This window comes from Paenibacillus sp. UASWS1643, from assembly GCF_008693195.1.
Classification (GTDB): domain Bacteria; phylum Bacillota; class Bacilli; order Paenibacillales; family Paenibacillaceae; genus Paenibacillus; species Paenibacillus amylolyticus_B.
Genome location: NZ_VXKZ01000096.1, coordinates 13,765 through 37,406, shown reverse-complemented (window position 1 = coordinate 37,406; position 23,642 = coordinate 13,765). Strand labels below are relative to the sequence as shown.

Sequence of the window (23,642 nt, the reverse complement as noted above, 5' to 3'; positions counted from 1 at the left end):
CTTTTTGGTGTAGCTAACGATCAATACAACGATATCCCCGTTGAACGGATGACTGTACACTCACCCGTTGATTGCGACTGCTGCAATTCGAGTAGGTATTTATATGTTTTCACAACAGTTCATCACTCATTGGTCACTGCTCAAGAATATAACGTGCGGGAATGTGATCGGCCAGCCAGATATTTTCGTTTCCATGATAAAACAGGATTCCATCTGCGGCCGCTTGAGCAGCATTGATTTTCAAAATGACAGGCTGATCATCCCGTCTTCGTCCCACTTGATTGGCCGTATCGATATCTGCGGATAAATGTACATATTGCCTTTGCCGCGGCTGTAAGCCATGTTCCACAATAGAATTCACTGCGCGTGCCGGGGTCCCATGGTACAGGGTTTCCGGTGGCTCAGCAGATATTTTCGATATCTTATGAGGTGTCGAATGTCCGTACAATGCCCGAATGCGGCCAGAACGGATTTCATGTCTCTTTTTCTCCGAGGCTTGAATCATCTGCTCCAGATCGGCTTGCGTGACATCCTTCCACTGCGGACTTTCATGTAAAGCCATCAGCAATTGTGAGATTTCCACCCAACCCTCTTCGTCCAGTTCCAGCTCATACTCCCATGGTGCATGTCGCAGAGCGTATGAGAGTTCCTTGCTTAATTTCATCAAATCCAATGCAATCATCTCCCACATCTAATAACACCGTCTAATTTTGCGATTGAACCGCTGTTAAAATCTCCTGTATGTTACGTTGTAATCCTTCATCGTCTTCCTGATTAAACTGGCGGTGTCCATCAATCCCACGTTGGATAATCGTATTCATCACCGGATGAACCTCACGATCAGAAGCCACCCGAATCAGATCATCGGCAAAATCAACCGCCTGCTGTTCACTGTAATTAAACGGCTTAATCAGCATCCGAATGCTCAAGGCATGGGCCTGCGGTTCCGCCAGCTGATCCCGATGGGTGATGCCATACACCGCGCCAAAACCAAAAGCAGCCATTACCTGACGCTCCAGTTCTGTCGTCTGTTCCAATGGCGTACCAATCAGCTCACACATTTTGTCCACCATCTGCTCCAGCTCGTTTGCTGCCGCACCCAGAATTACGTCATTAATATCGTCAGCGTTGATAAATTCAGTCATATTGGTTTTCTCCATTTCTGCACCGTATTTGATCCATTCTCGTAGACTCTATGAAAACATTGTATCGGAGGTGGGGTATTCATTTCAAATTATCCTTAGGAAGAGGTACAATTCCGTATAACATAATAAATAATAAAAAAAACCAATCTCCTCTTTTACAAGTCGGCTTGGTTTAATTTATTGTACGAATATGCTTATCTAATATACCATTCTACAAAAGAGGTTTTATAATTCAAGCCGTCTCATGTTGCTTTTTCGACTCCACTTCATAGACCTGGGTATGTTCATTCTCGGCTAAAGACCATTCCACTGTACCTGGTTTGCGCACTTTCCATACCCAGGCTTGAACTCGCAGCGAGCTTCTGACCCAAGCTAAGGAAGCACAGCGTTTCTCAGAACGAACCGTCAACCCCCAATGAATAACACGAGCGAGCCAAGGATTCACATACTCATTATGTGAGCGAACAGATGGCAATTCATCCTGGAACAACCGCTGCTTCACGTCCATAGGGGGTTGCCCGCATGTCCAATAATGGAGCAGAGCTGCCAAACTATAGATGTCCGACATCGGTCCCTGACTGGATTTCTCCGAATAGAACTCCAGCGGAGAATAACCTGTCGATGTAAATATCACCTGTTTCTCTCCGGATTGCATAGGCCAACGGGTAGCTGAGCCAAAGTCCAGAAGTTTGGGTGTACCATCTTCCATAACCATAATGTTGGAAGGTTTCACATCCCTGTGAAGAATGCCTTGCTTATGTATGTAATCCAATGTATCAACCAGTGGAAGCAGCGTCTCCGTTATGAAGGCAGCATCAAGCGCATGGTTATGTTCATTCAAATACTCGGTCAATGTGATTCCCGTGCAGTATTCCATAACGAGATACCCCGTATCATTCGCTTCAAAATGATCCAAATACGAAACAATATGAGGATGATCCAGTTTCGATAACAGTTCACCTTCGAGCAAAAATGCAGCCAGTAACTCCTGATATTGCCCACCATATCCTCGTGAAGAACAGAACACTCTCCGCTTGTCTGCCTGACGTTCAGCCAGTCTCTGTGGGAAGAATTCCTTAATGGCTACCTTGGCACCCGTGTTACGATCTCGCCCTGCATATACAATAGCCAACTCACTGCTGGCTAATACCTGTCTTACCTGATATGTATCATTTATAATTACATTGCGCTGCAATGCCATTTTGCAATTGTCTTTTCTCATAACAGACCTCTTTTCAACCTTGTCGATCGGAAGACTTTCCGCGTAAATGCATCATTTGGTTCAACCAGTCAGCAATTCATCGCCAACCATACATATAAACCAAATGATGCAATTTGAAACACCTTAACGCGAAATATTTAAATATTAATGAGTTCAAGCCTTCTACGATCTACTGCTAATCCCTATCCACACTATTCTATAGAAGAAAAGCATTCTCTTATATAGAGTATCGACAGATGGATGTAATTACTTTATTAAACTGGAGAAAAACATTTTTAATCCTTCATTTGCAGCTTTTATTAATAATTATTCTGTAAAAAACGTCCTATTTCCTCGTTCATCTGAACCAATACGTCCTGTGAAGGAAAATGTCCTGTATCATATTTGATGGCTTTTACATTCGTAATAATCTTTTGAGCTCGCTCAATACACTTATCCGCAGGGAAAAAGACATCCTTCTCCCCTACCAATAACAAGGTTGGTGACGTATAATTCACCAGTTCTTCCCGCTCCGTAAGCTTGGGCAGATCCTGATCTATGCTGACGTATTTAAAAAGTTTACCGATAATGTTTTTATCCATTTCTTTCATGCAGTTGCACGACATGGTGTCCGTAATTTTTTGCAAGGAAGATGGTGAAGACGTCATACGATACTTGACGAGCGGCAGCGTAATATCCTGAGCTGTTTTAATTTTGGAGTTGACCGCAAGACCTGCGGGAGCAACCAATACGGCGCACGAGATGCGTTCCGGAATATAGGTAGCCAATCTGAGAATGATGCCCCCTCCGAACGATGGGCCGATAAACGCACTCTTTTCAATCTCATAGTGATCAAGCAGATCCGACACCCATAATGCCAAACTATCAAACCGTGTTGAGATGCTGGCTTCTTCGCTGTAACCGGGATGACCAATCGTATCCGGAGCAATAATTCGGTATTCTTTAAATAAAGAAGAGAACCATGACAATGTCATCGGGTTCACACAATTACCGCCCTGGAGAATAAATAACGGCTTGCCATCTAAAGGACCGGTTAGTAGAACATGCGTCTTTCCAAAACGTGTCTCTACGTACTCCCGAGTAAATTCCTCACCCAACTCGTTCAAATAAATCTCATACTCTTCAAGTATGCTGCTCTTGCCTTCTTCACTTCTATAAATGGAACCCATGTCTGCCTCCTGCAATATATACTCAAATACCCCATTCTATTGAATGGACTTGCTAATCGATGGACCAAAAAGATAAAGAGGGCCTGCAGATGACAGGCTCCTCCATATGTTTAACTAATCATATTCAGATGATTATAGAGCGGAAACTGGAAATTGTAAATAACGATTCTAATAGACCAGAAATAAAGGGCTCATCTAAAAAAAATATACTTATTTTCGGCCGTAATCCGCCTTGATTTCGCCCCACTGCTTGGTCTGCCATTTTAGCACTTTATTGCTGTACGTATTCGTCTGGAGCCACTGCTCCGCACGATCAATCATCAGCCAGATTTCTTCCGTGGAGTTGTCTCTTGGTAACGTTGTAGCTACTTTTTTCTGCTTTAGCCATTTCATGGCATTGACCGAGTCCGTATACACCGTTTTGCTGCTGCCTTCTTTTTTCAGATGTGCGAGGGCATGTACAATGGCCAGGAATTCGCCCAGATTGTTCGTGCCTTTGGAGATCGGTCCAACGGAGAAAATAATCTCACCAGTGCGGGTGTCTACCCCTTTGTATTCTACAGGTCCGGGGTTACCACGTGTGCCCACATCAACAGAGATGCTGTCATAATCCACTTCCTCCGACGTTTCCATGCCTGCGCTTCTTCCGCTACCAGCCGACTTTGTCTTCGACGCTCCGCCTGCACTTGAACCCCAGTTCCCTTTCCATCCAGCACGATACGCTTCTTCTGCGGCTGCTTTGGACTCATAGGATTTATATTTTGCTCCAGTATAATGATCCGTCTGCGCTTTGCAATCCGCCCATGTGTTATACACACCCGGCTTCTTGCCTTCCCAGACAACATAGTATTTCTGTTTTGCCACTGTGACCCGCTCCTTTGTTCACTTCATCAATACCCTATTGTAAACGATCCGGTGGGGGGAATGAAAGCTATCGATTTAGCCATCTGCATAATTCCTCCAACTCCAGAACAGCCTAAGAAGCAAAGCGCATACTGGAATAGAAAGGAATATACGTATGGACTGGATATGGAAATCTGTTTTACTTGTACTTATCGGCATGATTCTGCTGCGAATTGCAGGACGCAAGTCGATCTCGCAGATGAGTGTTGCCACAACGGTCATCATGATCTCCATCGGAACAACGATAGTGCAGCCTATTGCGAATCATGAGCTTGGTAAAGCAATTGGATCGGCGGCGGTATTTATCGCGACATTGCTTGTGGTGGAACAACTGCAATTGAAATTTAATATTTTTGAACGGTTAGTGAGTGGCAGTTCAAAAATCGTGGTAGAAAACGGAAAGGTCATTATCCCTAATCTGAAACGCATGCGTTATACGATAGATCAGCTCGAGATGCATATGCGGCAAAACGGAATTACAAGTGTAGATGATCTGGAGACGGCAACCGTGGAGTCCAATGGTCAACTCGGTTATGTCCTGAAACGACATGCTCGTCCCGTGACGATTGGAGATCTGGAGGAGATCCTGCGAAGTTATGCGATTACAGGTAGTAGTCCAGCAACGGGAGAACGCCCCCAACAAAACAACAGTAGCAAGTCTTCAACGCCTAGCGATAACTCCACAGATATTTTCCAAGAAGTCAGCAAAGGTGCTCATGTTCATCCCGTTGACCCTAAGCTTCAATAGTTGATCCCTACCCCACCTAAAAAAACAAAAGACCGGCCCTGCGAGCACCAACAACATCGCTCCAACAGGCACGGTCTATTTTCACTTTAGATTGATACTTCCAAGGCTCACATAAAACCCAGGGATTTGGTACCCAATTTTGCCGTCCGAATCAACGTGTACTCAGGTACGCAATGCCCAGGCCACCCGTAACCGGATTCTTATAGATTTCACAATCGACATCAAATACCTCACCAATCATCTCGCGAGTCAGAATATCAGCCGGTTTGCCATGGACCACAATCTGGCCCTTTTTCACCACATAGAGATAATCGCAATATTCTGCGGCGAGTTCGAGATCATGCAGCGCTGCCAATATGCCAATGCCGAGTCCACGGACAATATTTAGAATCTGAAGTTGGTATTTGATGTCCAGATGGTTCGTCGGCTCGTCCAGGATCAGGAATTGAGGTTGCTGTGCCAAGACACGCGCCAATACGACACGCTGTTTCTCTCCACCAGACAGAGACACGTAATTGCGGTCTGCATGTCCAGTCAGATGTACTTTTTCCAAAGCCTGTTCCACAATTTCGTGGTCCCGTTCATTATCCGTCTCCAGCATTTTTTTGTGCGGGGTACGCCCCATCATGACCATCTCGCGCACCGTAAAATCAAAGCTCAATTCATTAAACTGGCCAACAACGCCCATATGTCTGGAAACAACCTTCGGACTGGATTTGAGAATATCGGTATGGTCCAGAAAAACCTTGCCTTGCTGCGGTTTGATCACTTTATAGATACTCTTGAGCAGCGTTGACTTGCCACAACCATTCGGTCCAATCAGTCCAACGAACTGTTTACCGTTCACCTGTAATGAAATATCCTTGATGATGTCCGTGTTCAGCACAGAGATGGATACATTTTCTACGTTCAGCTTCATGTTTAATTTCCTCCAAAACCGTAGCCTTTTTTGACCAGCATATACATAAACATGGGTGCACCAATCATGGCCGTAATAATACCGATCGGCAACTCCACGCTGGATATGAGGGATCGTGCAATAACATCCGTCCAGATGAGGAAAATGGCTCCAAACAGCACGGATACAGGCATAACCTTACGATGGTCGGAACCTACCAGACCTCTTACGATATGCGGAATAATGAGTCCGACAAAACCAATCATGCCACAGCTCGCCACCATAACACCTGTCACCAAAGCGGTTAACAGCATGTACACCCTGCGGTATACACTCAGATTAATGCCCAGTGTAACGGCCGCTTCATCTCCCAATAACATCGTATTAAGAACTCTGGACTGTAAAACGAAGAATAAAATCGCAACCAGCACAACGATACCTACGAGTGGAAGCTTATTCCATCCGGAAGCCGCCAAGCTACCCATGGTCCAGAATGTCACCGTTTTGATGCCTTCAGCATTGTTGGCAAAATAAATAATAAAGTTCGAAAAAGCGCTGCATAACGCGTTAATCACCATTCCGGCAAGCACCAGCTTGACCGACGTCATTTTTCCCCGAATTCCTGCCAAAGTCAGGACCAGTAAGGACGCACCCATCGCACCGGCAAAGGCCCAGAAAGCCACCCCCGTCTGACCAAGCCACCCAATCGCACCGAATCCAATGAGAATGGCAAAGGTTGCTCCAAGTGAAGCGCCTGAGGATATACCCAGTATGTAAGGATCAGCGAGCGGATTCTGCACAGCAGCCTGCATAACAGCACCGCACAAGGCCAAGCCTGCACCGATAAACATCGCCATCAGCACACGCGGGAAACGAATCTGCCAAATGATATCGGTAAAGGAACCTGCCTCAATGGGTGTTGCCCCCCACTGAAATCCCGTTAATTTGTATAAAAGAATACGATATGACTCCGCCAGTGGAATTTGTACCTGTCCAATGGAAACTGCAATACCTACGGATATAAGCGTAATCATGATTAAAGCTGCAATCAGTAAAGCAAACCCGGATTTACTATGAATCAGAGACTCTCTTTTTCCCATACGCTGTGTCTGAACCTGAACCGTCTGTGCCATCTCTTCCCCCATCAATTCGCGTAAAATGTAGAACTAATTAAATTTAGCTATTTACAACTTGTTTTCTCGGATTATAATTGAGAATGATTATCTTTGTCAATTTAAAACACATCGAAAAGGGGTTCATCATTTCATGAAATTTACATCCAGAACGATTGGCATTGCTGCTCTAAGTCTCCTGTTGCTGCTGCTTGCAGCCTGTTCGAATGCTTCAACTTCCTCCACTGCCGAAGAAACAACTTCAACCACGAACACGACAGAAACTTCAACTTCTGCTCAGAATACAAATAAAACGACATACCCGCTCACCATTGAGAATTTCACGATCTCGGGTGAGGGTGGTGAATGGAAACCAAAAGTGCAAGTATTCGATAAAGCACCGGAACGTGTGGTTGCGAATACTCAATCTGCGGCCGAGATGCTCATCAAATTGGGTCTGACCGATAAAATGGTCGGTGTTGCTGCTCTATACGGTTCCGTTACACCGGATGTGGCTGATGATTTCGCCAAAATTCCGGTATTGTCCAAGGATTATGTAGGTAAAGAGCTGGTTGTAGGTGCAAGCCCGGATCTGGTACTCGGACGGGGCGACCTGTTCGCTGATGCAGACTGGGGCGTGGGTACCGTCGATGGATTGAATGACATGAATATCCGCACGTTCCTGCAAACGACGAATCACAAAGGCTCACTTGATAGCCTGTATAGTGATATTGCACAACTTGGGCAGATCTTTGACGTTCAAGATAATGCCGCAACATTCACGGAAAGTCTGAAGACTCGTGTTGAAGCCATTAAGGCAAGTATAGCCGATCAGCCTGAGCATACTTTTGCCTACATCGTACCTGCTACGGAAGACACCATTACAGTAAGCAGCATGCAGAACGATACGTATCAGCTTGATGCACTGGGCCTCTTGAAGCTGAAAAATACGTTTGATGGTGTACAAGGTGAGGTTAGTGTTGAGCAATTGATCACAGCGGACCCGGACTATCTTCTCTTGTCTGCATATGCCGGTTCACCAGATATCGACAAGCTGATTCAAAATCTGTATGCCAATCCTGCCCTGCAAAGTATGAATGCAATCAAGAATAAACAGATCTATGTCACAGATTTCAGCCAGTTCTGGGGTTATGGATATCAGATTCTGGATGGTATAGAGAAAATGGGACAAGAAATGCAAGCTAATCCAATCAAGTAGTGACTGGAGTACAGGAGCAGGAGAAGAAATTCTCACTGCTCCTTTACTATACTGCGCATGCAATAATTCCTTGATCAAAGCTTGACATTAGTTTGATAACAAACTATATTACACATATGAAAACAAGAGACGCTATTTCACTCATATCCAAAATTAAAGAGAAGGTCAACCGCTTCATCCTGGCCGAGATGGCTGAACAAGGAATCCAGGATCTCGCCACGTCCCATGGGGATATTATCTATGCTCTGTACAACAATCACAGGATGACCATGGCTGAAATCGCCAAAAAAATTGGCAAGGATAAATCCACGGTGACTGCACTTGTGGACAAATTGGTGCGGACAGGATACGTCGTTAAGGAGCGTGATGCAACAGATTCACGAGTTGTTCATGTGGCGTTGACTACAAAAGGAGAAGAATTAAAGCCTGTCTTTGAAGAGATATCGCAGCGCATGCTGGACGCGTTCTATGCGGACGTTACGGAAGTGGAGAAAAAAGAACTGCTTCGAATTTTAATGAAAATTCATGGTAACTTTTAATTTTTTTTGGAGTAATAGTTTGATATCAAACAAATATCTTGGAGGAGGTTTTTAGTTTGACAGATTACACAAAATTATTACCGATTCATGAGGTCAAGAAGATCGGAGAACATGATTTACACTTGGAAATATTCAAAGGACCCCCGATTTATGATGCCGAAACAGTGACCAAGAAGCCCCCACTGCTGTTTCTTCACGGTGCCTATACAGGCAGCTGGATGTGGAGCAAATACATCCTCCACTTTGTCCAGCAGGGTTGGACCTGTTATGTCATGAACCTGAGAAGCCATTACAAGAGTCGGGTCATGGATATGACCAGGATTACGTTTGACGATTATTTGGAGGATGTTCGGGAAGTATTAGCCGGGATCAACGAACCTCCCATTCTTATTGGCTTCAGCATGGGTGGGATTCTCAGTCAAAAGATTGCAGAAACCTCTACTCTCGCAGGCCTTGTTGTCATTGATGCCAGTATAAGCAAAGAGGTCCATGACACCGTGCCTTATCCTGAAAAAGATCGTGAAACCGTATCGGAAATCATCATGCCTGCACCTGTTCGGCAGGAATTTGCAAGCATCGATGAGACGGCAGAAGACATTGCTTTTCAGCGTAAATATCTGCAAACGGAGTCTGCGAAGGCATTTGCTACCTTTTCAGTCCTGCGAGGAGCCGATGGCGTATCTATTAATGGCGATCTGATCCATTGTCCCAGCTTGGTGATCAAGGCTGTTTCCTGTGAAGACGAAGATCAGAGAGGCCAATTAACTGCCAAGCAGCTGGGCGCTGCATATGCCGGACTTTGGGATACAACCCATACGGGTTTACTGGTAGGCCAACGGTACGTGGAACCTGTCAAACTCATTCTTGAATGGTTGAACAGACAGCACCCTTTTGAATTAACGGAAAAACTCACAAAATAAAATAAATACCATGTTAAGACCTCCTTCTTACCTTTAATCCTGTATGCAAAAGTTTGTTTTTTTTAGATAAGCTTATATGCATAGTTCTGAATAGGATTAAATGATAAGAAAAGAGGTTTTTATTCATGTCCATTAACACATCCCTCCCCAAGCAAAGGGAGCTGCCTTCCATATCTTCAGAACGCCTTCCGTGGGCGGGGCTACTTGCTTTAGCCATGGCTGGATTCATTTGCATCCTCACTGAAAGTCTGCCTGCGGGACTGCTGCCGCAAATTGCAAAAGACTTGGGGGTCACAGAAGCCCTCACCGGACAGTTGGTGACTCTTTATGCCATTGGATCACTTATTGCTGCCATTCCCTTGACTGCTGCTACACGTGGATGGAGACGCAGACCTCTTCTGCTGGCATGCATTAGCGGCTTTCTTGTCTTTAACACCGTTACCGCAATATCCTCAGATTATATCCTGACACTTGCTGCTCGTTTCATGGCCGGGGTCTCTGCCGGTGTGTTATGGGGAATGACAGCAGGTTATGCTCGTCGGATGGTCCCGGATTCGTTAAAAGGCAAGGCCATGGCCGTGGCTATGGTCGGCACATCGGTGGCGTTAGCCCTTGGTGTCCCAATTGGCAGTTTTCTCAGTTCTTATCTCGGCTGGCGCCTCATCTTCGGGATGGTATCTCTTCTGACCGCAGCTTTAATCCTATGGGTTCTCTGGAAAATGCCGGATTTTGCAGGAGAACCGGCTGGGGAACGTCTTCCACTGCATAAGGTGTTTTTAATTCCGGGGGTAAGGCCCATTCTGTTTGTTGTTCTGGCCTGGATGCTTGCCCATAATATCCTTTACACCTATATTTCTCCCTACCTTGCCCAGACCGTATTTGCTAACAGAGTAGATTTGATTTTGCTCATGTTCGGTATCACTTCCATTATGGGAATCTGGTTAACCGGAATGCTCATTGACCGATTTTTGAGAAGATTAGTGATCATCAGTCTGGCAGCATTCGCTCTCGCGTCTGTCGTGATGGGAATCGGTACTGATCAACCTGTGATGATTATCCTTGGCATCATGATCTGGGGACTTACGTTTGGCGGGGCCGCGACACTGTTACAGACTGCCATCGCTCAAGCTGGAGGCAAAAGCACAGATGTCGCCCAATCGATGCTGGTTACAGCATGGAATCTGGCGATTGGCGGAGGAGGCATCATCGGGGGCATCCTTCTTGAAGTATTTGGAGCAGGATACCTTTCTGGGGCGCTGTTTATCTTGCTCATTCCTGCGTTGCTTGTAGCTATGAGGGCTTATAAATATGGATTCCCCAAAGCTAAATAACAGGAAGGCATTTTTGCATGTGTTACACCATGAGTTACACGTAGAACCAAAGAGGAGTTCACTTGATGTGAACTCCTCTTCTGCATTTCATTTTAAAGTTATATAGACTGCGGTCTTATTCTGTCTGTGCCAGCAAATTCGGTCCTTGCATCAGATTTTTATGTGCAATCGGAGAAGACATCGTAATCAAGGTCATGTAAGTCCCGTATGGGTCACACTTGTTCTGGAACTCTTCAAGTCCCTGGATCGTGTCTGTAAGGATTTTCAGCAAGTAGTTATACTCCCCGCTTATCCGATAACATTCCACAACTTCAGGTGACGCACGACAGAAATCCAGGAAAGGATAACAATCCCGCGTACGAAAGAGAACATATGCTGTGCTCTGCTTGCCCAATTTGGATGGGGAGATTACGGTTCGATATTCCTCGATAACCCCCTTTTCTTCCATTCGTTTGACTCGCTCAGTAACAGCTGGTTGAGATAATCCTACTAATTTGCCTAGTTCGGTCATGGATAATCTCGCCTGATTCTCCAAGTGATACAGAATATGCTGATCTATTTCGTCCATGTGATACACCCCTTTAAATACATAAGATATAGGCTGGAATAACCTTAAGTATATCCGATAAATCACTATAATACCTTTAGTAATCCATGTAATACAACATTAATCATTTATATAATAAGCACAGTCACAATAATGAATCAATCACATCCGTGGAGGAGAGGAAGATCAGAATGGGAAAAGAACACATAACCACATTGCATAATTATGTGGATGAAGCCATTGACCGCGCTCTAAGCGAAAAAAGAATCGTAGGAACAGTTGTACAGATTGCATTAGGAGGAGAACTGATATACAGCCGGGCTGCTGGTTTCGCAGACAGGGAGCAAAAGCGCACCATGTCGGAAAACGCTCTGTTTCGACTTGCTTCCGTAACCAAACCCATTGTATCCACAGCTGCTCTGGCATTGGTCTCGCAAGGAAAGCTGAGTCTGCATGATCCGGTAACACGCTGGCTTCCTGCATTCCGTCCCAAACTTGCTAATGGTCAGGATACTTTAATAACAGTACATCAGTTGATGACGCACACCGCAGGCTTGACATACCGTTTCTTCCAAGAAGATCAGGGAACCTATGAGTGTGCAGGAGTATCGGACGGAATGGATTGGTCTGAAATGAGTCTGGAGGAGAATCTGCAGAGGCTGGCTTCTGCTCCTCTTTTGTATGAGCCAGGCAACATGTGGAGATATTCCATTGCGACAGATGTACTTGGTGCCGTTATCGAAAAAGTAACTGGGATGTCACTACGAGAAGCTGTCCAAACGCTGGTTACTCATCCACTCCACATGACCGACACTGACTTTGTTGCGGTGGATTCGGAACGATTGACAGCCGCATACGCTAATGGTTCTGAAGAACCGTGTCTTCTTCATAAGGAGTTGGAGCTGATTCCTTTTATTGAGGGTACTGCTGGCTTCCGACTGTCACCCAATCGTGCGAACCATACTTCTGCTTACTTTTCGGGCGGAGCGGGTATGGTTGGAAGTACCGGAGATTTTCTTACTTTACTTGAAACATTGCGACAAGGGGGACAGCCTCTCCTTACAGAAGCCGTTGCGGCTGAGATGTCTACCAATCAAATCGGTGATCTCGTGATGCCATACTGGCCAGGCAGAGGGTTTGGCCTTGGTTTTACCGTACTTAAAGATCCTGTCGCAGCTGGTACACCGGAATCAGCGGGTACGTGGCGAATGGGTGGAACTTACGGCCATTCCTGGTTTGTTGATCCAAAAGAAGAACTTAGTGTTGCAGCATTCACCAACACGGCACTTGAAGGGATGTCGGGCCAGTATACAACCGATATCTGTGATGCCATCTACGCAGGCATTCGTGAAAGCAAAGGGGCTGCAAGAATTTAAATACGAATAACCGCCCAATATCATTGGGCGGCTTTATTTGGCGACAATGGTAAGACCTACTATCTGTTACTGCTCAAATTTCTCTTTTTGAGAAGGTAGATCCCGGCAACCAGGATAAACCACACCGGCGTGACAAACAGTGCCACACGCGTATCCTCGGCCAATGCCAATACCACCAGCACAAACGCCAGAAACGCCAGGATCAAGTAGTTCGAGAACGGATATAGTGGCAGTTTGAAGCGGCTACGACTCGCCAGTTCCGGCTGAGTACGACGATATCTGAGATGACAGATCACCATGATACCCCAGACAAAGATGAAACACACGGTCGACACGCTCGTGATCAGCGTAAATACGCCTTCTGGCATGATATAGTTCAGAACAATCGCGATCAAAATAACAATCGTGGAGAAAAACAGCGCATTGGCAGGAACCTTCCTGTTATTCAAACGTGCAAATGACTCGGGTGCGTTGCGATCCTTTGCCATGGAGAACACCATACGGCTTGTACTGAAAATGGCACTGTTACAAGCCGATGCTGCGGAAGTCAGTACCACGAAGTTCACAATTCCGGCAGCAGCCGCAATTCCCACAGCAGCAAACACCTGTACAAATGGACTTTCAGTCGGCACAATGGCGTTCCACGGGTAGATACTCATAATAATCAGCAGTGCGCCAACATAGAAGAGGAGTACCCGGATCGGGATCTGGTTAATTGCTCTCGGAATAACCTTCTCCGGGTTCTCCGTTTCCCCTGCTGTGAGTCCCACCAGTTCCATGCCTACAAAGGCGAACATTACCATCTGGAACGATATGATGAACCCATGCAGTCCATTCGGGAACCATCCCCCATGACTCCACAGATTGGTGAAGCTCGCTGGACCCTGATCCGTTGTAAAACCTTTGAAGATCATATATAAACCTACAACAATAAGTGCCAGAATGGCCACGACTTTAATCAGGGCAAACCAGAATTCCATCTCCCCAAACAACTTGACCGTTGCCAAGTTCATGATTAGCAAAATGACTAACGCAATTAACCCTGGCATCCACTGAGGTACATTCGGAAACCAAAACTGCGTATATAAACCAACTGCCGTAATATCAGCCATGGCAATGGAAATCCAACAGAACCAGTAGGTCCAGCCTGTAATAAATGCCGCCATATTTCCCAGGTAATCACGCACAAAATCGACAAAGGAATGATACTGCAAGTTGCTTAACAGCAGCTCCCCCAATGCACGCATGATCAGGAACAACACAACACCCGTAATGATGTAGGCCAGCAAGATGGATGGCCCTGTCAGCTGGATCGTTTTGCCTGCTCCGAGGAACAGACCTGTACCGATCGCACCTCCGATCGCCATCAACTGCACATGTCGGTTCTTTAATCCCCTTGTTAACGTTTCTTGCTGCATGATCAACCACCACTCTCTTTCTGCAAATGCTCTCTACGATGCAAAATAATATTAATCATCATATAATAATCTGCCCAGAATACATATCCCTCTTTATATTTTTTTTGCACAGCAAATAGGCCACCTTTGTAAGAGGTGACCTATTGATACGCTCGTATTTCATGTCCCTGGCTTTTATAATCTTGAGTTGCATCCGATCCATATTATCATCAGCCTATGTACATTCCTTTGTTATTCCCATGCCATGTCATGCTGATAGTACGTATCTATAGAGATATTTTAAAATAAAAGCCAAACATAGAGCGGCAACGACTAAAAAGGTAATTGCTAATGAACGTTCGGTTCTCCAAATTCGAATAGCATTAGCAACATTAATTATGAATAATGCAAGCAAGTTAATGGTACCCGAGTTTGATTGAAACGAGTTGAACACAATCATCATAAATCCTACAATCCAGATTAACAAAAACCACAGTGGAGTTTTCTGAAAAAGCTGCTTCATTATGATTTACTCCTTATATATTAAATTGGTCTGTGTACAAGATATTCTTCAACGGGAATAGAAATTCCTTTATTTAGGTCATAACCCCAAATAATTAATACTATTTAGATCCAATTTAAGTATCTTCACAGTAAAAAGGGCTCCCGATAAAGGCGCCCTCTAATCTGTTCCAGCTATTCCTCGCTACAAATACGATAGGTTCAGAAAGCACCATCGTTTTAATGAACAGCGCTATCTAAACAGCAACTATTTTTGCTTATAAAACTCATGATACAGCTTCATTAACGCCCGCTTCTCAATCCGTGATACATAAGAACGTGAGATACCCAGTTCCTTTGCGATTTCGCGTTGAGTTCGTTCTTCCCCGCCTGCTTCCAGACCAAATCGACCGATGACAACTTCCTTCTCCCGATCATCCAGGATATCTAGATTGCGATAAATTTTGCTTTTTTCAATCTTGAGCTGTACCCGATCTACGACATCATCGGCTTCTGTGCCAAGGATATCGATTAATGTAATTTCATTGCCTTCTTTGTCTGTACCAATGGGGTCATGCAGGGATACGTCTTTGCGTGTTTTCTTCAGGGAACGAAGGTGCATAAGTATCTCGTTTTCAATACATCTCGCTGCAAATGTGGCAAGCTTTGTACCTTTGCCTTGTTGAAAACTTTCGATCGCCTTGATCAAACCAATGGTTCCGATGGAAATCAGGTCTTCCTGATCTTCACCCGTATTGTCGAACTTCTTGACGATATGCGCGACGAGGCGCAGATTGTGTTCAATGAGCAGATTGCGAGAGTGAGCATTGCCTTCAGCCATAAGGCGTAAATGTTTGGCTTCATCATCCTCAGCCAGTGGCTGGGGGAACGCATTATTTTTGACATACGAGACGAGTAACGTTAACTCTTTAATGAATAGAGCAATTGCGGTAAACAATCCGGGCACAGATGACACCTCCTGCAGTTTTACAACGATCTGGCCTGAGCACATGTGGGAACAGGGTCGATCTATTGTATGTAGGCAGAGGCCCATAAGTGCACGTACACGTGAAAAAGGGAATGATCTTGCGAAGATTTCACAGGCTCACAGAGACAATGGAACCCACCCGCTGAAGCAGGAGAAATTCTTTTTCCACACTTTCGATAAAATACTTCTTTTCTCCAAATAGGACAACATCATTCTGGGCTAATGAAACATCGCTTTTAAAATAGATCACATTGTCCGTTTCCCGAAACGCACCTTTGTAATAAAACATCAGATCCCTCTCCTTCATAACACTACCTATGTAATAAATTAAACCATTACTTACACTTTCATTAACCCCATCCCCAAAATTAAAAATACCCATGTGCTCCTTTTAGATGACTTGATTCATAACAAAAACCCCAGTTCTATAAGAAACAGAACTGAGGCTGCGGCTCATCCAATATGAATTCCGGTTATTCACTTGAAGATTCGTTGTGAGAACTGATACAGGCCGCTGTTCCAAACAGATGGTTCGTGTCCACCTACATCCTGATACCAGGTATGCGGAATGTTCATGCTGCTCAAGCCGTTTTTGAAGTTCTGGCTGACCCATAACAGGCCATCACTCGATCCACAGGAGATCCACAACAATTTGAGTTGGCTAGCGACTTGTCCAGGATTGGAAACCAGTTGGGATACAGATTGCGTATTCGGTGCGGCCGAGAAGGCCCCTACCCAGGCGAAGGTATTCAGATTTTTCAATCCGAAGTTAAGTGACTGCCCACCACCCATGGACAGACCGGCCAACGCACGACTATTGCGGTCTTTGTACACCGGATAATTGGCCTCGATATGAGGAATCAGATCCTTGAGCAGGTCTTGCTCAAACCGTTCAAACGCAGCCACTTTGTCCGGAGCAAAGATGTCACCGACCGGACGATCGTCCTTCATGGCACGACCATTCGGCATGACAACGATCATATCTGACAGCTTGCCTTCCGAATACAGGTTATCCAGAATGTTCTTTGGTTTCATGGCGTTAACCCACTCATGCTCATCCCCGCCGATGCCGTGCAGGAGATACAGGACGTTATACTTTTTATTCGGAGAATATCCTGGCGGTGTATATACCGTCGCTTTCCGTGTATTGCCTACCGTTGTGGAATAATAGGAGATCAGATTGGTATTTCCGTGCGGAATATTGTTTCGATAGCCATCATAACCCGGCGGTGCAGGCACCACCGGAGTGTTAGCCAGCGCATTTTGCCCGGTATTATCCATGGTGCCGGTCGCTCCCTGATCTACAACCGCCTGATTTGGGGTTGGAGCTGCAGTTTCCTGCATATCGGCTGCAGACGTCATCGTTGGTACAAGGAGTGCTGCTGTGATGGAGAGACTAAGAATTTTGGACAGACGTTTTTTCATTAATATCAATCTCCTTTGGAATATGATTTTAAACCGTGTACGAACCTCATAACAGGTCTTTCAGATACACATAAACCCCAATTGAAAGCCCTTACATTTTAAAGCGAAGTTCCTCCTTTCCACGCATGAACACGGACCGCTATCCTTCACCTTTCCCAATACGGAAGTAAACATCCGCGATCCATAATTTACAATGAATTCCAATTACATCTTTATTATATCACCTCACAAGGCCTGTACATCATCAAAAAAACTTAAATAACTATATCTTATAGTTTGAAAAGTATACTTCTTCACACCACCAGGCCGTCTATTCACTCCCCTACTCCGGATCTCATCATGATATAAAAAAACCTCAACTCTCCGTGTTCAACGGAAGAATTGAGGCGAACCGATTCCATTTTCAACTTGCCGACGCTGCCTCTGCAACCTGGGCAACCTCTGGCCCATGATGTTTACGCTCCATGAACAGACTGAAGAGCAGTCCTAGCAAGCCTAATCCGGCAATAACTGCGGCATACAAAGGTACGGATATAAGACCCGTGTGGGTAATTGCATACCCACCCAGATAGGCACCACCTGCATTCCCCAGGTTAAATGCGGAGTGACTTGATGTTGTCGCCAGCAGCGGCGCTTCGCGGGTCATATTCATGATTCGAATCTGCAATCCTGGCATAATACCAAAAGCCGCTACACCCCAGAAGAATATCGTGATCACCGCAAGATATGGATTCTCCAGGGTAAGCGTTAGTGTAGCCAGAAGAACAGCCAGGATTCCAAAGTTGACGATCAACGAAGGCATCAGCTTCCAATCCGCGAGACGACCGCCAACCATGTTGCCCAACGTAACACCGAACCCGAACAGCACCAGAATCCAGGTCACATTTTGCTCGGCAAAACCGCTAATGTCCACAAGCATCGGCGTGATATACGTGAATACGGCAAACAGGCTTCCACAGCCCATCGCGCCAACAAGCAGAACCAATAATACTTGGGGACGAACCAGATTCCGGAATTGCTGTCCGAGATTCGCTGGTGCTCCATGCGGGAGGACGGGGATGAAACGAATGATACCAATCAACGAAATGATGCCCAAGATCGTAATCGCCCCGAAAGATGACCGCCATCCGAGCTGTTGCCCAATAAACGTACCAAACGGAACGCCAATAATGTTGGCAATCGTTAGCCCCGCGAGAACAACCGATACCGCTCCTGCCCTTCTCTCGGGCGCAACAAGCCGCGTAGCCATGATTGAACCTACACCAAGGAACGTACCATGAGCAAATGCCGTTAATATCCGTGCCGAGATTAACAACCCGTATGTCGGAGCAATGACAGACAATGCGTTCCCGATAATGAAAATGCACATGAGCAATACCAGCAGTTTCTTCTGTGGAATCTTGTGCGTAAATACGGTTAAGATTGGCGCACCTACTGCTACACCAAGCGCATATCCCGTGATGAGTTGTCCTGCCTGCGGAATGCTTACATTCAAGTCTGTTGCCACATTGGGCAGCAGGCCCATAATGATAAATTCAGTCATACCAATCGCAAAAGCTCCAATCGTCAGACATAACAGGGACAATGGAAATGCCCCTCGTTTACCAGACTGCGAAGCCTCTAATTCTGTTTTGTGTCCAGTCGTGCTCATAGATGTTCTCTTCTCCTGTCTCTTAATCAACGATTTTCTGTCGCCTTCAACCACAAGGCATCTGTTAGTTGTTTGAACGTTTCACGCATGGCCAGCTTGTCCCGCCAGTGTGCCGGAATACCACTCAGTCCATAATAAGCACCTGCGATCTGCCCATACACAGCACCTGTAGTGTCCGCATCATCACCCAGATTAACAGCTAACAACGCGCCTTCTTCAAAGCTTGACGACTTATGGAACGCCCATAGTGCTGCCTCAAGTGAACGAACCACATAACCACTGCCCTTAATTTCCGGCGGTTCTTTGCTCTGATAGGAACCCATAACAACCTCTTCAATAGCGGGTGAAAAAGTAGGTTCTTCCCTCCACTGTCTGCATGTCTCCGGCATCAGCATGACGTTTTTGTCCGCTCCGCGCAGACCAGCAACAATTATGGCGGCTAGCACTTCACATGCTTCCACACTTTCCGTTGCAGCATGTGTTGTCCGGGAGCTCAACCCGGCATAGTGGACTGCCTCGTTTGGTTGATTGGCGTAAGCCATCGCGACAGGAGCAAGCCTCATAATAGAGCCATTGCCCGCCGTCATTGGGTCAGTTGATCCGCTGTAGGCTTCCCCGGTTATCTCAAATCTCTCCAAGGCACTTCGCGTGGCCCCGCCGATATCAAAGCAGTCGCCTGTACTGCTCATATATCCGACCCTGTACCAATTCGTATATCTGCGCATCTGATCCGCAGGATCGAAGTTTTCATTACGTACCAGACTTTCTGCCAGACATAGTGCCATGGACGTATCATCTGTCCACTGCCCTGCCTCCAGCCCGAATACGCCACCACCCACGATATCCGTTACAGGTTCAAATGTGCCCGGGCTGCTGAATTCAACGGTAGTTCCGAGTGCATCACCCGCTGCAAGCCCGATGAAGCAGCCATTGAAACGGTCCTTTTGCAACATGCTTGTCTTCCTCCCTTACTCCATATACTTTCAGAATCTTTCTTCCATTCTCCCACAGGGCCTGATCTGGCGTAAAGCTAATAAAATCCAATAAATTAATCTCCATTTCTTCTATTATAAAAGTGTCGAAAGCTGTAGAACGGCCAAAATAGCAAATTTTCATAAAAAAAGTTTTATTTTTTTGAGCTGAAAATACAGTTTATTCAGTACACCGCTTACATGCAAAAGGGTTAAAGGTTTGCAAGGTTCATCACTTTCTGAAAACAAATCATACATATGAAAACTTTCAATGTAAACAATCATGACGCGCTTGACCCCTCGGTTTGTCCTATGTTACGGTTTTATTAGCTTCAAACGCATATTTTTTCCCAAATTAATATTATTTTTCAGTTTATTGCGTTAACTAATATCCCGCAGGTTAATAATACAGGGAAAAAATTTGCAGGAAATTTTCATTTTTGTTTTATCCCCAAACTAATTCTGAAACAGGAGGAACAAATTTATGATCAAGGCACTGGTGTTTGATTTCGACGGAACGATTATTGATACAGAGACAGCATGGTATATTGCTTTTCGTGATGCTTACAAGGAACACGGCGTGGATCTAACCCTGGAGATGTATTCACAATGCATCGGTACCAGTTTGAAAACATTTAATCCGTATGAGTACCTCATCACAGATTTGAATCTTCCGATCGATCGGGAAGCGTTCAGGGAATCCGTTCAGTTGCAGCACGCTGCATTGATGAACAAAGAAAAGGTACGTCCTGGTATTCAGGAATACCTTGAACAAGCACGTGAAGCCGGACTGAAACTGGCTGTAGCATCCAGCTCCAAACGGGAGTGGGTTGAACAGCATCTGGAACAACTGAAACTGAAAGATTATTTTGAAGTCATTCGTACGGCAGATGATGTTGCAAATGTGAAGCCTGACCCGGAACTCTACACTCAAGCGCTTGAAGCCCTTGGAGTAACTGCAGACGAAGCCGTAGCGATTGAGGATTCACCTAACGGCGCGCGTGCAGCTGCTGCGGCTGGTATGCACTGCGTAGTCATCTCGAATACCATTACAGGAACACTGGAATTCGATATGCCTCACCAACGGCTGTCTTGCTTGACTGACCTTACATTTAACGATTTGATTTCGAAGCCACTCGTCACTACCGTCTAAGGTCTGCACGAATTTCGCGATTTAATCATTAAAGGGGGAGTTCACACATGAAAGCTGTACATTTTGGTGCGGGCAATATAGGCCGCGGTTTTATCGGTCATATGTTGTCCGCTTCCGACTACGAAGTCTGCTTTGTCGCACGTAACCCGAAGAAAATCTCCATGCTTCAAGAGAGACAGGAATATCCGATTACACTTGCCAATAACGATCAGGACACTACGATTGTCAACAACGTGACGGCGATCAATGTGAATGAGCAAAATCTGGTTGCTAAAGAGATCGCTTCAGCCGATGTGATCACAACCGCGGTGGGTGTATCTGCACTCGGAGATATCGCCGAGCCGATCGCCAAAGGCATTCAACTTCGCATGAAAAACAATAATCTGGCTCCACTGCATATTATCGCTTGCGAAAATGCCATCGGTGGCAGCACCAGGCTGAAGAAACGCATCTATCCATTTCTGGATGAACAAACTCGCAAAAAAGCCGAACGTTATGTTTCTTTCCCCAATGCAGCTGTGGACCGGATTGTTCCGGCTCAAAACCACAAAGACCCGCTGCAGGTCACTGTTGAACCTTTTTACGAATGGGTCGTTCATCGTCCAGCACTTCTGGATGGATTTAAGAAAATAGATGGCGTCCACTATGTGGATTCGCTTGAACCTTATATTGAGCGTAAAATGTTTACGGTCAATACAGGCCACTGTGTCGCCGCATACTTCGGCTATCTCGAAGGATTCAATACGATTAGACAGGTCATGAGTAATTCCACCCTTCGGGCCAAGGTACGCCATGTTATGGAAGAGACGGGTCAGATGCTCATCCAGAAGCATGGATTCAACGCACAGAAGCATAACAAATATATCGACACCATACTGGAACGCTTCGCCAATCCCAACCTGACAGATCAGGTCACCCGGGTTGGGCGTTCCCCCCTTCGCAAGCTTTCGCCTCATGATCGGCTTGTTCGCCCAGCGCTGCAGGCCAGTGAATTCGGAATTGAAATTCCTCATTTAACTTCTGCTATGGCGGCCGCAATGCTGTTCAATGACAATCGCGACGAGGAAGCCATGAAGCTACAACACATGATTCGCGAAGATGGCGTCTCCGCCTTCATCCGTGAACGCATGGGAATTCCCGACGAACATCCCGTTCATCAGAATGTAATCGCCCGTTATCAAGAACTTAGAGGGTGCAAGGAATCGACTATACTGACCTGAGTAACTCTGATCAGGGCATGGGTTTGATCCTGCAAACTGAATAGAAGCACGGCTAAGAAGCCGGGAGGAACCTATGCAGCCGCATCGCTCCTTCCGGCTCTTTGTCTATGCACGGCGTGGCACGGCACATTCTATCTGTATTGCAGTAACGTTAATAAAACAGCGCATCTCCTTTCCCAAGGAAACACGCTGTTTAGGAAATCTTTTTAATTTACTACATCTTTTGGCTCAGCCTTGTGGCTCATCCCTGTTCTACTCATTCATAATGGAATTGAGGGATGCATATGCCATTGGCAGGAAACCTTCCGAAGGTTCACCAATAGGTGCTTGGATGTGGAAAATGAAACCATTGCCGTCCAGTTCTTTCACAATAAAATACTCTGTCTTCTTATCATTCTGGGACATCATGTACAATCTTGCATCCTTCATTGGCCCATTACTGAGTTGTTCAGCCGTTAATTGCTTCACTTCTCCGGTCTCGGACAGCTCTTCCTTTGCATCCATTTTCAACACATCCAGATTGTAATCCGCCGGCAGTTTCTCAATCTCCACCTCATAATCGGGATCAATCTTCATGGTTAATTCCTGGTCTTCCGCGTCAAAAGCCATCGGTTCAAATACATAAAGTGAATAACCTTTCGCTTGTGCCAGTGTCACTGGTCGCTTCTCAGTCATGCCTTCTACCGTCACTTCCAGCTCTGATGTCTTCGGACGATCGGAGGTTACAGTACCGCCTGCATTGGAACCGTTATTATCATCACTAGATTCCATCTTTGCAATCTCTGTAAGTACCAACTGTTTTGTTGTTGCATCAATTTTTTTCTCTACATATTTGAAACGAACGGAATCTTCGTCATCGATATCATCCAGAGACTTCTGCAGATCTTCGCTTACCTGGAATGACATCGGCTTCTCATTCACTCGAATCTCAACGGTATGCGGATCAGCCCAGCCGGTCAGAATACCTTCTGCTTCTATTGCAGCACTTTCATTTGGTTGTTGCTCCGGTGCTGGTGACTGTTCTTCCGTATTATTCACCGGTGGCTGTGCAGCAGGATTACTGTTCCCACAGGCCACAAGTGCGAATCCCATAAGTAAAACCAGGAATGATGCACTGACTTTCATTGTATTTCCTTTTCGCATATGAACACCTCCGTTAGCTTATACGCAATGATGCTTGTCCATGTTGCTTCTCATCCATTGGCTT

Annotated in this window: 23 protein-coding genes; 8 read left to right on the top strand and 15 right to left on the bottom strand. The window is 45.7% G+C overall.

The window, feature by feature from the left end:
• Positions 1-133: 133 nt before the first annotated feature.
• The 5 genes from FE296_RS05330 to rnhA all read right to left on the bottom strand — a co-directional run bounded on the left by FE296_RS05330 (position 134) and on the right by rnhA (position 4,400).
• Positions 134-682, bottom strand: a complete 549-nt coding sequence (locus FE296_RS05330; protein ID WP_411860561.1) for an RNA 2'-phosphotransferase — start codon at positions 680-682, stop codon at positions 134-136.
• 22 nt (positions 683-704) lie between these two features.
• Complete coding sequence (gene imm48 / locus FE296_RS05325) at positions 705-1,145, bottom strand: Imm48 family immunity protein (protein WP_150364423.1); 441 nt, start codon at positions 1,143-1,145, stop codon at positions 705-707.
• A gap of 232 nt (positions 1,146-1,377) precedes the next feature.
• Entirely contained in the window at positions 1,378-2,367 is a 990-nt protein-coding gene (locus FE296_RS05320; RefSeq protein ID WP_124115926.1) for a serine/threonine protein kinase, read from the bottom strand.
• Positions 2,368-2,666: 299 nt separating this feature from the next.
• On the bottom strand, positions 2,667-3,536 hold the full coding sequence (locus FE296_RS05315; protein WP_124115925.1) for an alpha/beta fold hydrolase: 870 nt from the start codon (positions 3,534-3,536) through the stop codon (positions 2,667-2,669).
• A 210-nt stretch (positions 3,537-3,746) separates the two neighbouring features.
• The gene (gene rnhA / locus FE296_RS05310) at positions 3,747-4,400 is read right to left on the bottom strand and encodes a ribonuclease H (protein WP_105599793.1); all 654 of its coding nucleotides are present in this window, start codon (positions 4,398-4,400) and stop codon (positions 3,747-3,749) included.
• A gap of 154 nt (positions 4,401-4,554) precedes the next feature.
• Between rnhA and FE296_RS05305 the strand changes: the two genes are divergently transcribed.
• Entirely contained in the window at positions 4,555-5,187 is a 633-nt protein-coding gene (locus FE296_RS05305; RefSeq protein ID WP_223868779.1) for a DUF421 domain-containing protein, read from the top strand.
• Positions 5,188-5,338: 151 nt separating this feature from the next.
• On the opposite strand, the gene FE296_RS05300 is transcribed toward FE296_RS05305, so the two are convergent.
• Both FE296_RS05300 and FE296_RS05295 read right to left on the bottom strand, forming a co-directional pair.
• Positions 5,339-6,106, bottom strand: coding sequence for an ABC transporter ATP-binding protein (locus tag FE296_RS05300; protein WP_150364421.1), 768 nt, complete (start codon positions 6,104-6,106; stop codon positions 5,339-5,341).
• Between the two features lie 2 nt (positions 6,107-6,108).
• A complete protein-coding gene (locus FE296_RS05295) occupies positions 6,109-7,185 on the bottom strand; it encodes a FecCD family ABC transporter permease (RefSeq protein ID WP_190945041.1) in 1,077 nt (358 codons plus the stop codon).
• Positions 7,186-7,351: 166 nt separating this feature from the next.
• On the opposite strand from FE296_RS05295, the gene FE296_RS05290 reads away from it, so the two are divergent.
• The 4 genes from FE296_RS05290 to FE296_RS05275 all read left to right on the top strand — a co-directional run bounded on the left by FE296_RS05290 (position 7,352) and on the right by FE296_RS05275 (position 11,206).
• Positions 7,352-8,416, top strand: a complete 1,065-nt coding sequence (locus FE296_RS05290; protein ID WP_150364419.1) for an ABC transporter substrate-binding protein — start codon at positions 7,352-7,354, stop codon at positions 8,414-8,416.
• A gap of 116 nt (positions 8,417-8,532) precedes the next feature.
• Positions 8,533-8,955, top strand: a complete 423-nt coding sequence (locus tag FE296_RS05285) for a MarR family winged helix-turn-helix transcriptional regulator (RefSeq protein ID WP_150364451.1) — start codon at positions 8,533-8,535, stop codon at positions 8,953-8,955.
• 56 nt (positions 8,956-9,011) lie between these two features.
• Complete coding sequence (locus tag FE296_RS05280) at positions 9,012-9,875, top strand: alpha/beta hydrolase family protein (RefSeq protein ID WP_150364418.1); 864 nt, start codon at positions 9,012-9,014, stop codon at positions 9,873-9,875.
• 125 nt (positions 9,876-10,000) lie between these two features.
• Positions 10,001-11,206: an MFS transporter gene (locus FE296_RS05275; RefSeq protein ID WP_150364417.1), complete on the top strand. Its 1,206-nt coding sequence runs from the start codon at positions 10,001-10,003 to the stop codon at positions 11,204-11,206.
• A 115-nt stretch (positions 11,207-11,321) separates the two neighbouring features.
• Here FE296_RS05275 and FE296_RS05270 read toward each other — a convergent pair whose 3' ends face one another.
• Positions 11,322-11,774 carry an Lrp/AsnC family transcriptional regulator gene (locus tag FE296_RS05270; protein ID WP_124115917.1) on the bottom strand — a complete coding sequence of 151 codons (453 nt, stop codon included), beginning with the start codon at positions 11,772-11,774 and terminating at the stop codon, positions 11,322-11,324.
• A 170-nt stretch (positions 11,775-11,944) separates the two neighbouring features.
• Here FE296_RS05270 and FE296_RS05265 point away from each other — a divergent pair, with 170 nt between their 5' ends.
• Positions 11,945-13,129, top strand: a complete 1,185-nt coding sequence (locus tag FE296_RS05265; protein ID WP_124115916.1) for a serine hydrolase domain-containing protein — start codon at positions 11,945-11,947, stop codon at positions 13,127-13,129.
• Between the two features lie 59 nt (positions 13,130-13,188).
• Here the strand turns inward: FE296_RS05265 and FE296_RS05260 are convergent, their stop codons facing one another.
• From FE296_RS05260 to FE296_RS05235, 6 genes are all read right to left on the bottom strand, one after another.
• The gene (locus FE296_RS05260; RefSeq protein ID WP_150364416.1) at positions 13,189-14,547 is read right to left on the bottom strand and encodes an amino acid permease; all 1,359 of its coding nucleotides are present in this window, start codon (positions 14,545-14,547) and stop codon (positions 13,189-13,191) included.
• 748 nt (positions 14,548-15,295) lie between these two features.
• Complete coding sequence (gene sigK / locus FE296_RS05255) at positions 15,296-15,994, bottom strand: RNA polymerase sporulation sigma factor SigK (RefSeq protein WP_090915017.1); 699 nt, start codon at positions 15,992-15,994, stop codon at positions 15,296-15,298.
• Between the two features lie 130 nt (positions 15,995-16,124).
• Positions 16,125-16,397 carry a hypothetical protein gene (locus FE296_RS05250; RefSeq protein ID WP_223868778.1) on the bottom strand — a complete coding sequence of 91 codons (273 nt, stop codon included), beginning with the start codon at positions 16,395-16,397 and terminating at the stop codon, positions 16,125-16,127.
• A gap of 95 nt (positions 16,398-16,492) precedes the next feature.
• On the bottom strand, positions 16,493-17,440 hold the full coding sequence (locus tag FE296_RS05245; protein WP_150364415.1) for an alpha/beta hydrolase: 948 nt from the start codon (positions 17,438-17,440) through the stop codon (positions 16,493-16,495).
• 403 nt (positions 17,441-17,843) lie between these two features.
• Positions 17,844-19,091 (bottom strand): MFS transporter, encoded by a 1,248-nt coding sequence (locus tag FE296_RS05240; RefSeq protein WP_150364414.1) that lies wholly within the window; start codon positions 19,089-19,091, stop codon positions 17,844-17,846.
• Positions 19,092-19,117: 26 nt separating this feature from the next.
• Positions 19,118-20,044, bottom strand: coding sequence for an ADP-ribosylglycohydrolase family protein (locus tag FE296_RS05235; protein WP_150364413.1), 927 nt, complete (start codon positions 20,042-20,044; stop codon positions 19,118-19,120).
• A 502-nt stretch (positions 20,045-20,546) separates the two neighbouring features.
• On the opposite strand from FE296_RS05235, the gene FE296_RS05230 reads away from it, so the two are divergent.
• Both FE296_RS05230 and FE296_RS05225 read left to right on the top strand, forming a co-directional pair.
• Positions 20,547-21,215: an HAD family hydrolase gene (locus FE296_RS05230; RefSeq protein WP_047843848.1), complete on the top strand. Its 669-nt coding sequence runs from the start codon at positions 20,547-20,549 to the stop codon at positions 21,213-21,215.
• 47 nt (positions 21,216-21,262) lie between these two features.
• Positions 21,263-22,435, top strand: a complete 1,173-nt coding sequence (locus tag FE296_RS05225) for a mannitol-1-phosphate 5-dehydrogenase (RefSeq protein WP_150364412.1) — start codon at positions 21,263-21,265, stop codon at positions 22,433-22,435.
• Between the two features lie 252 nt (positions 22,436-22,687).
• Here FE296_RS05225 and FE296_RS05220 read toward each other — a convergent pair whose 3' ends face one another.
• Positions 22,688-23,578, bottom strand: coding sequence for a hypothetical protein (locus FE296_RS05220; RefSeq protein ID WP_124115909.1), 891 nt, complete (start codon positions 23,576-23,578; stop codon positions 22,688-22,690).
• Positions 23,579-23,642: the final 64 nt, after the last annotated feature.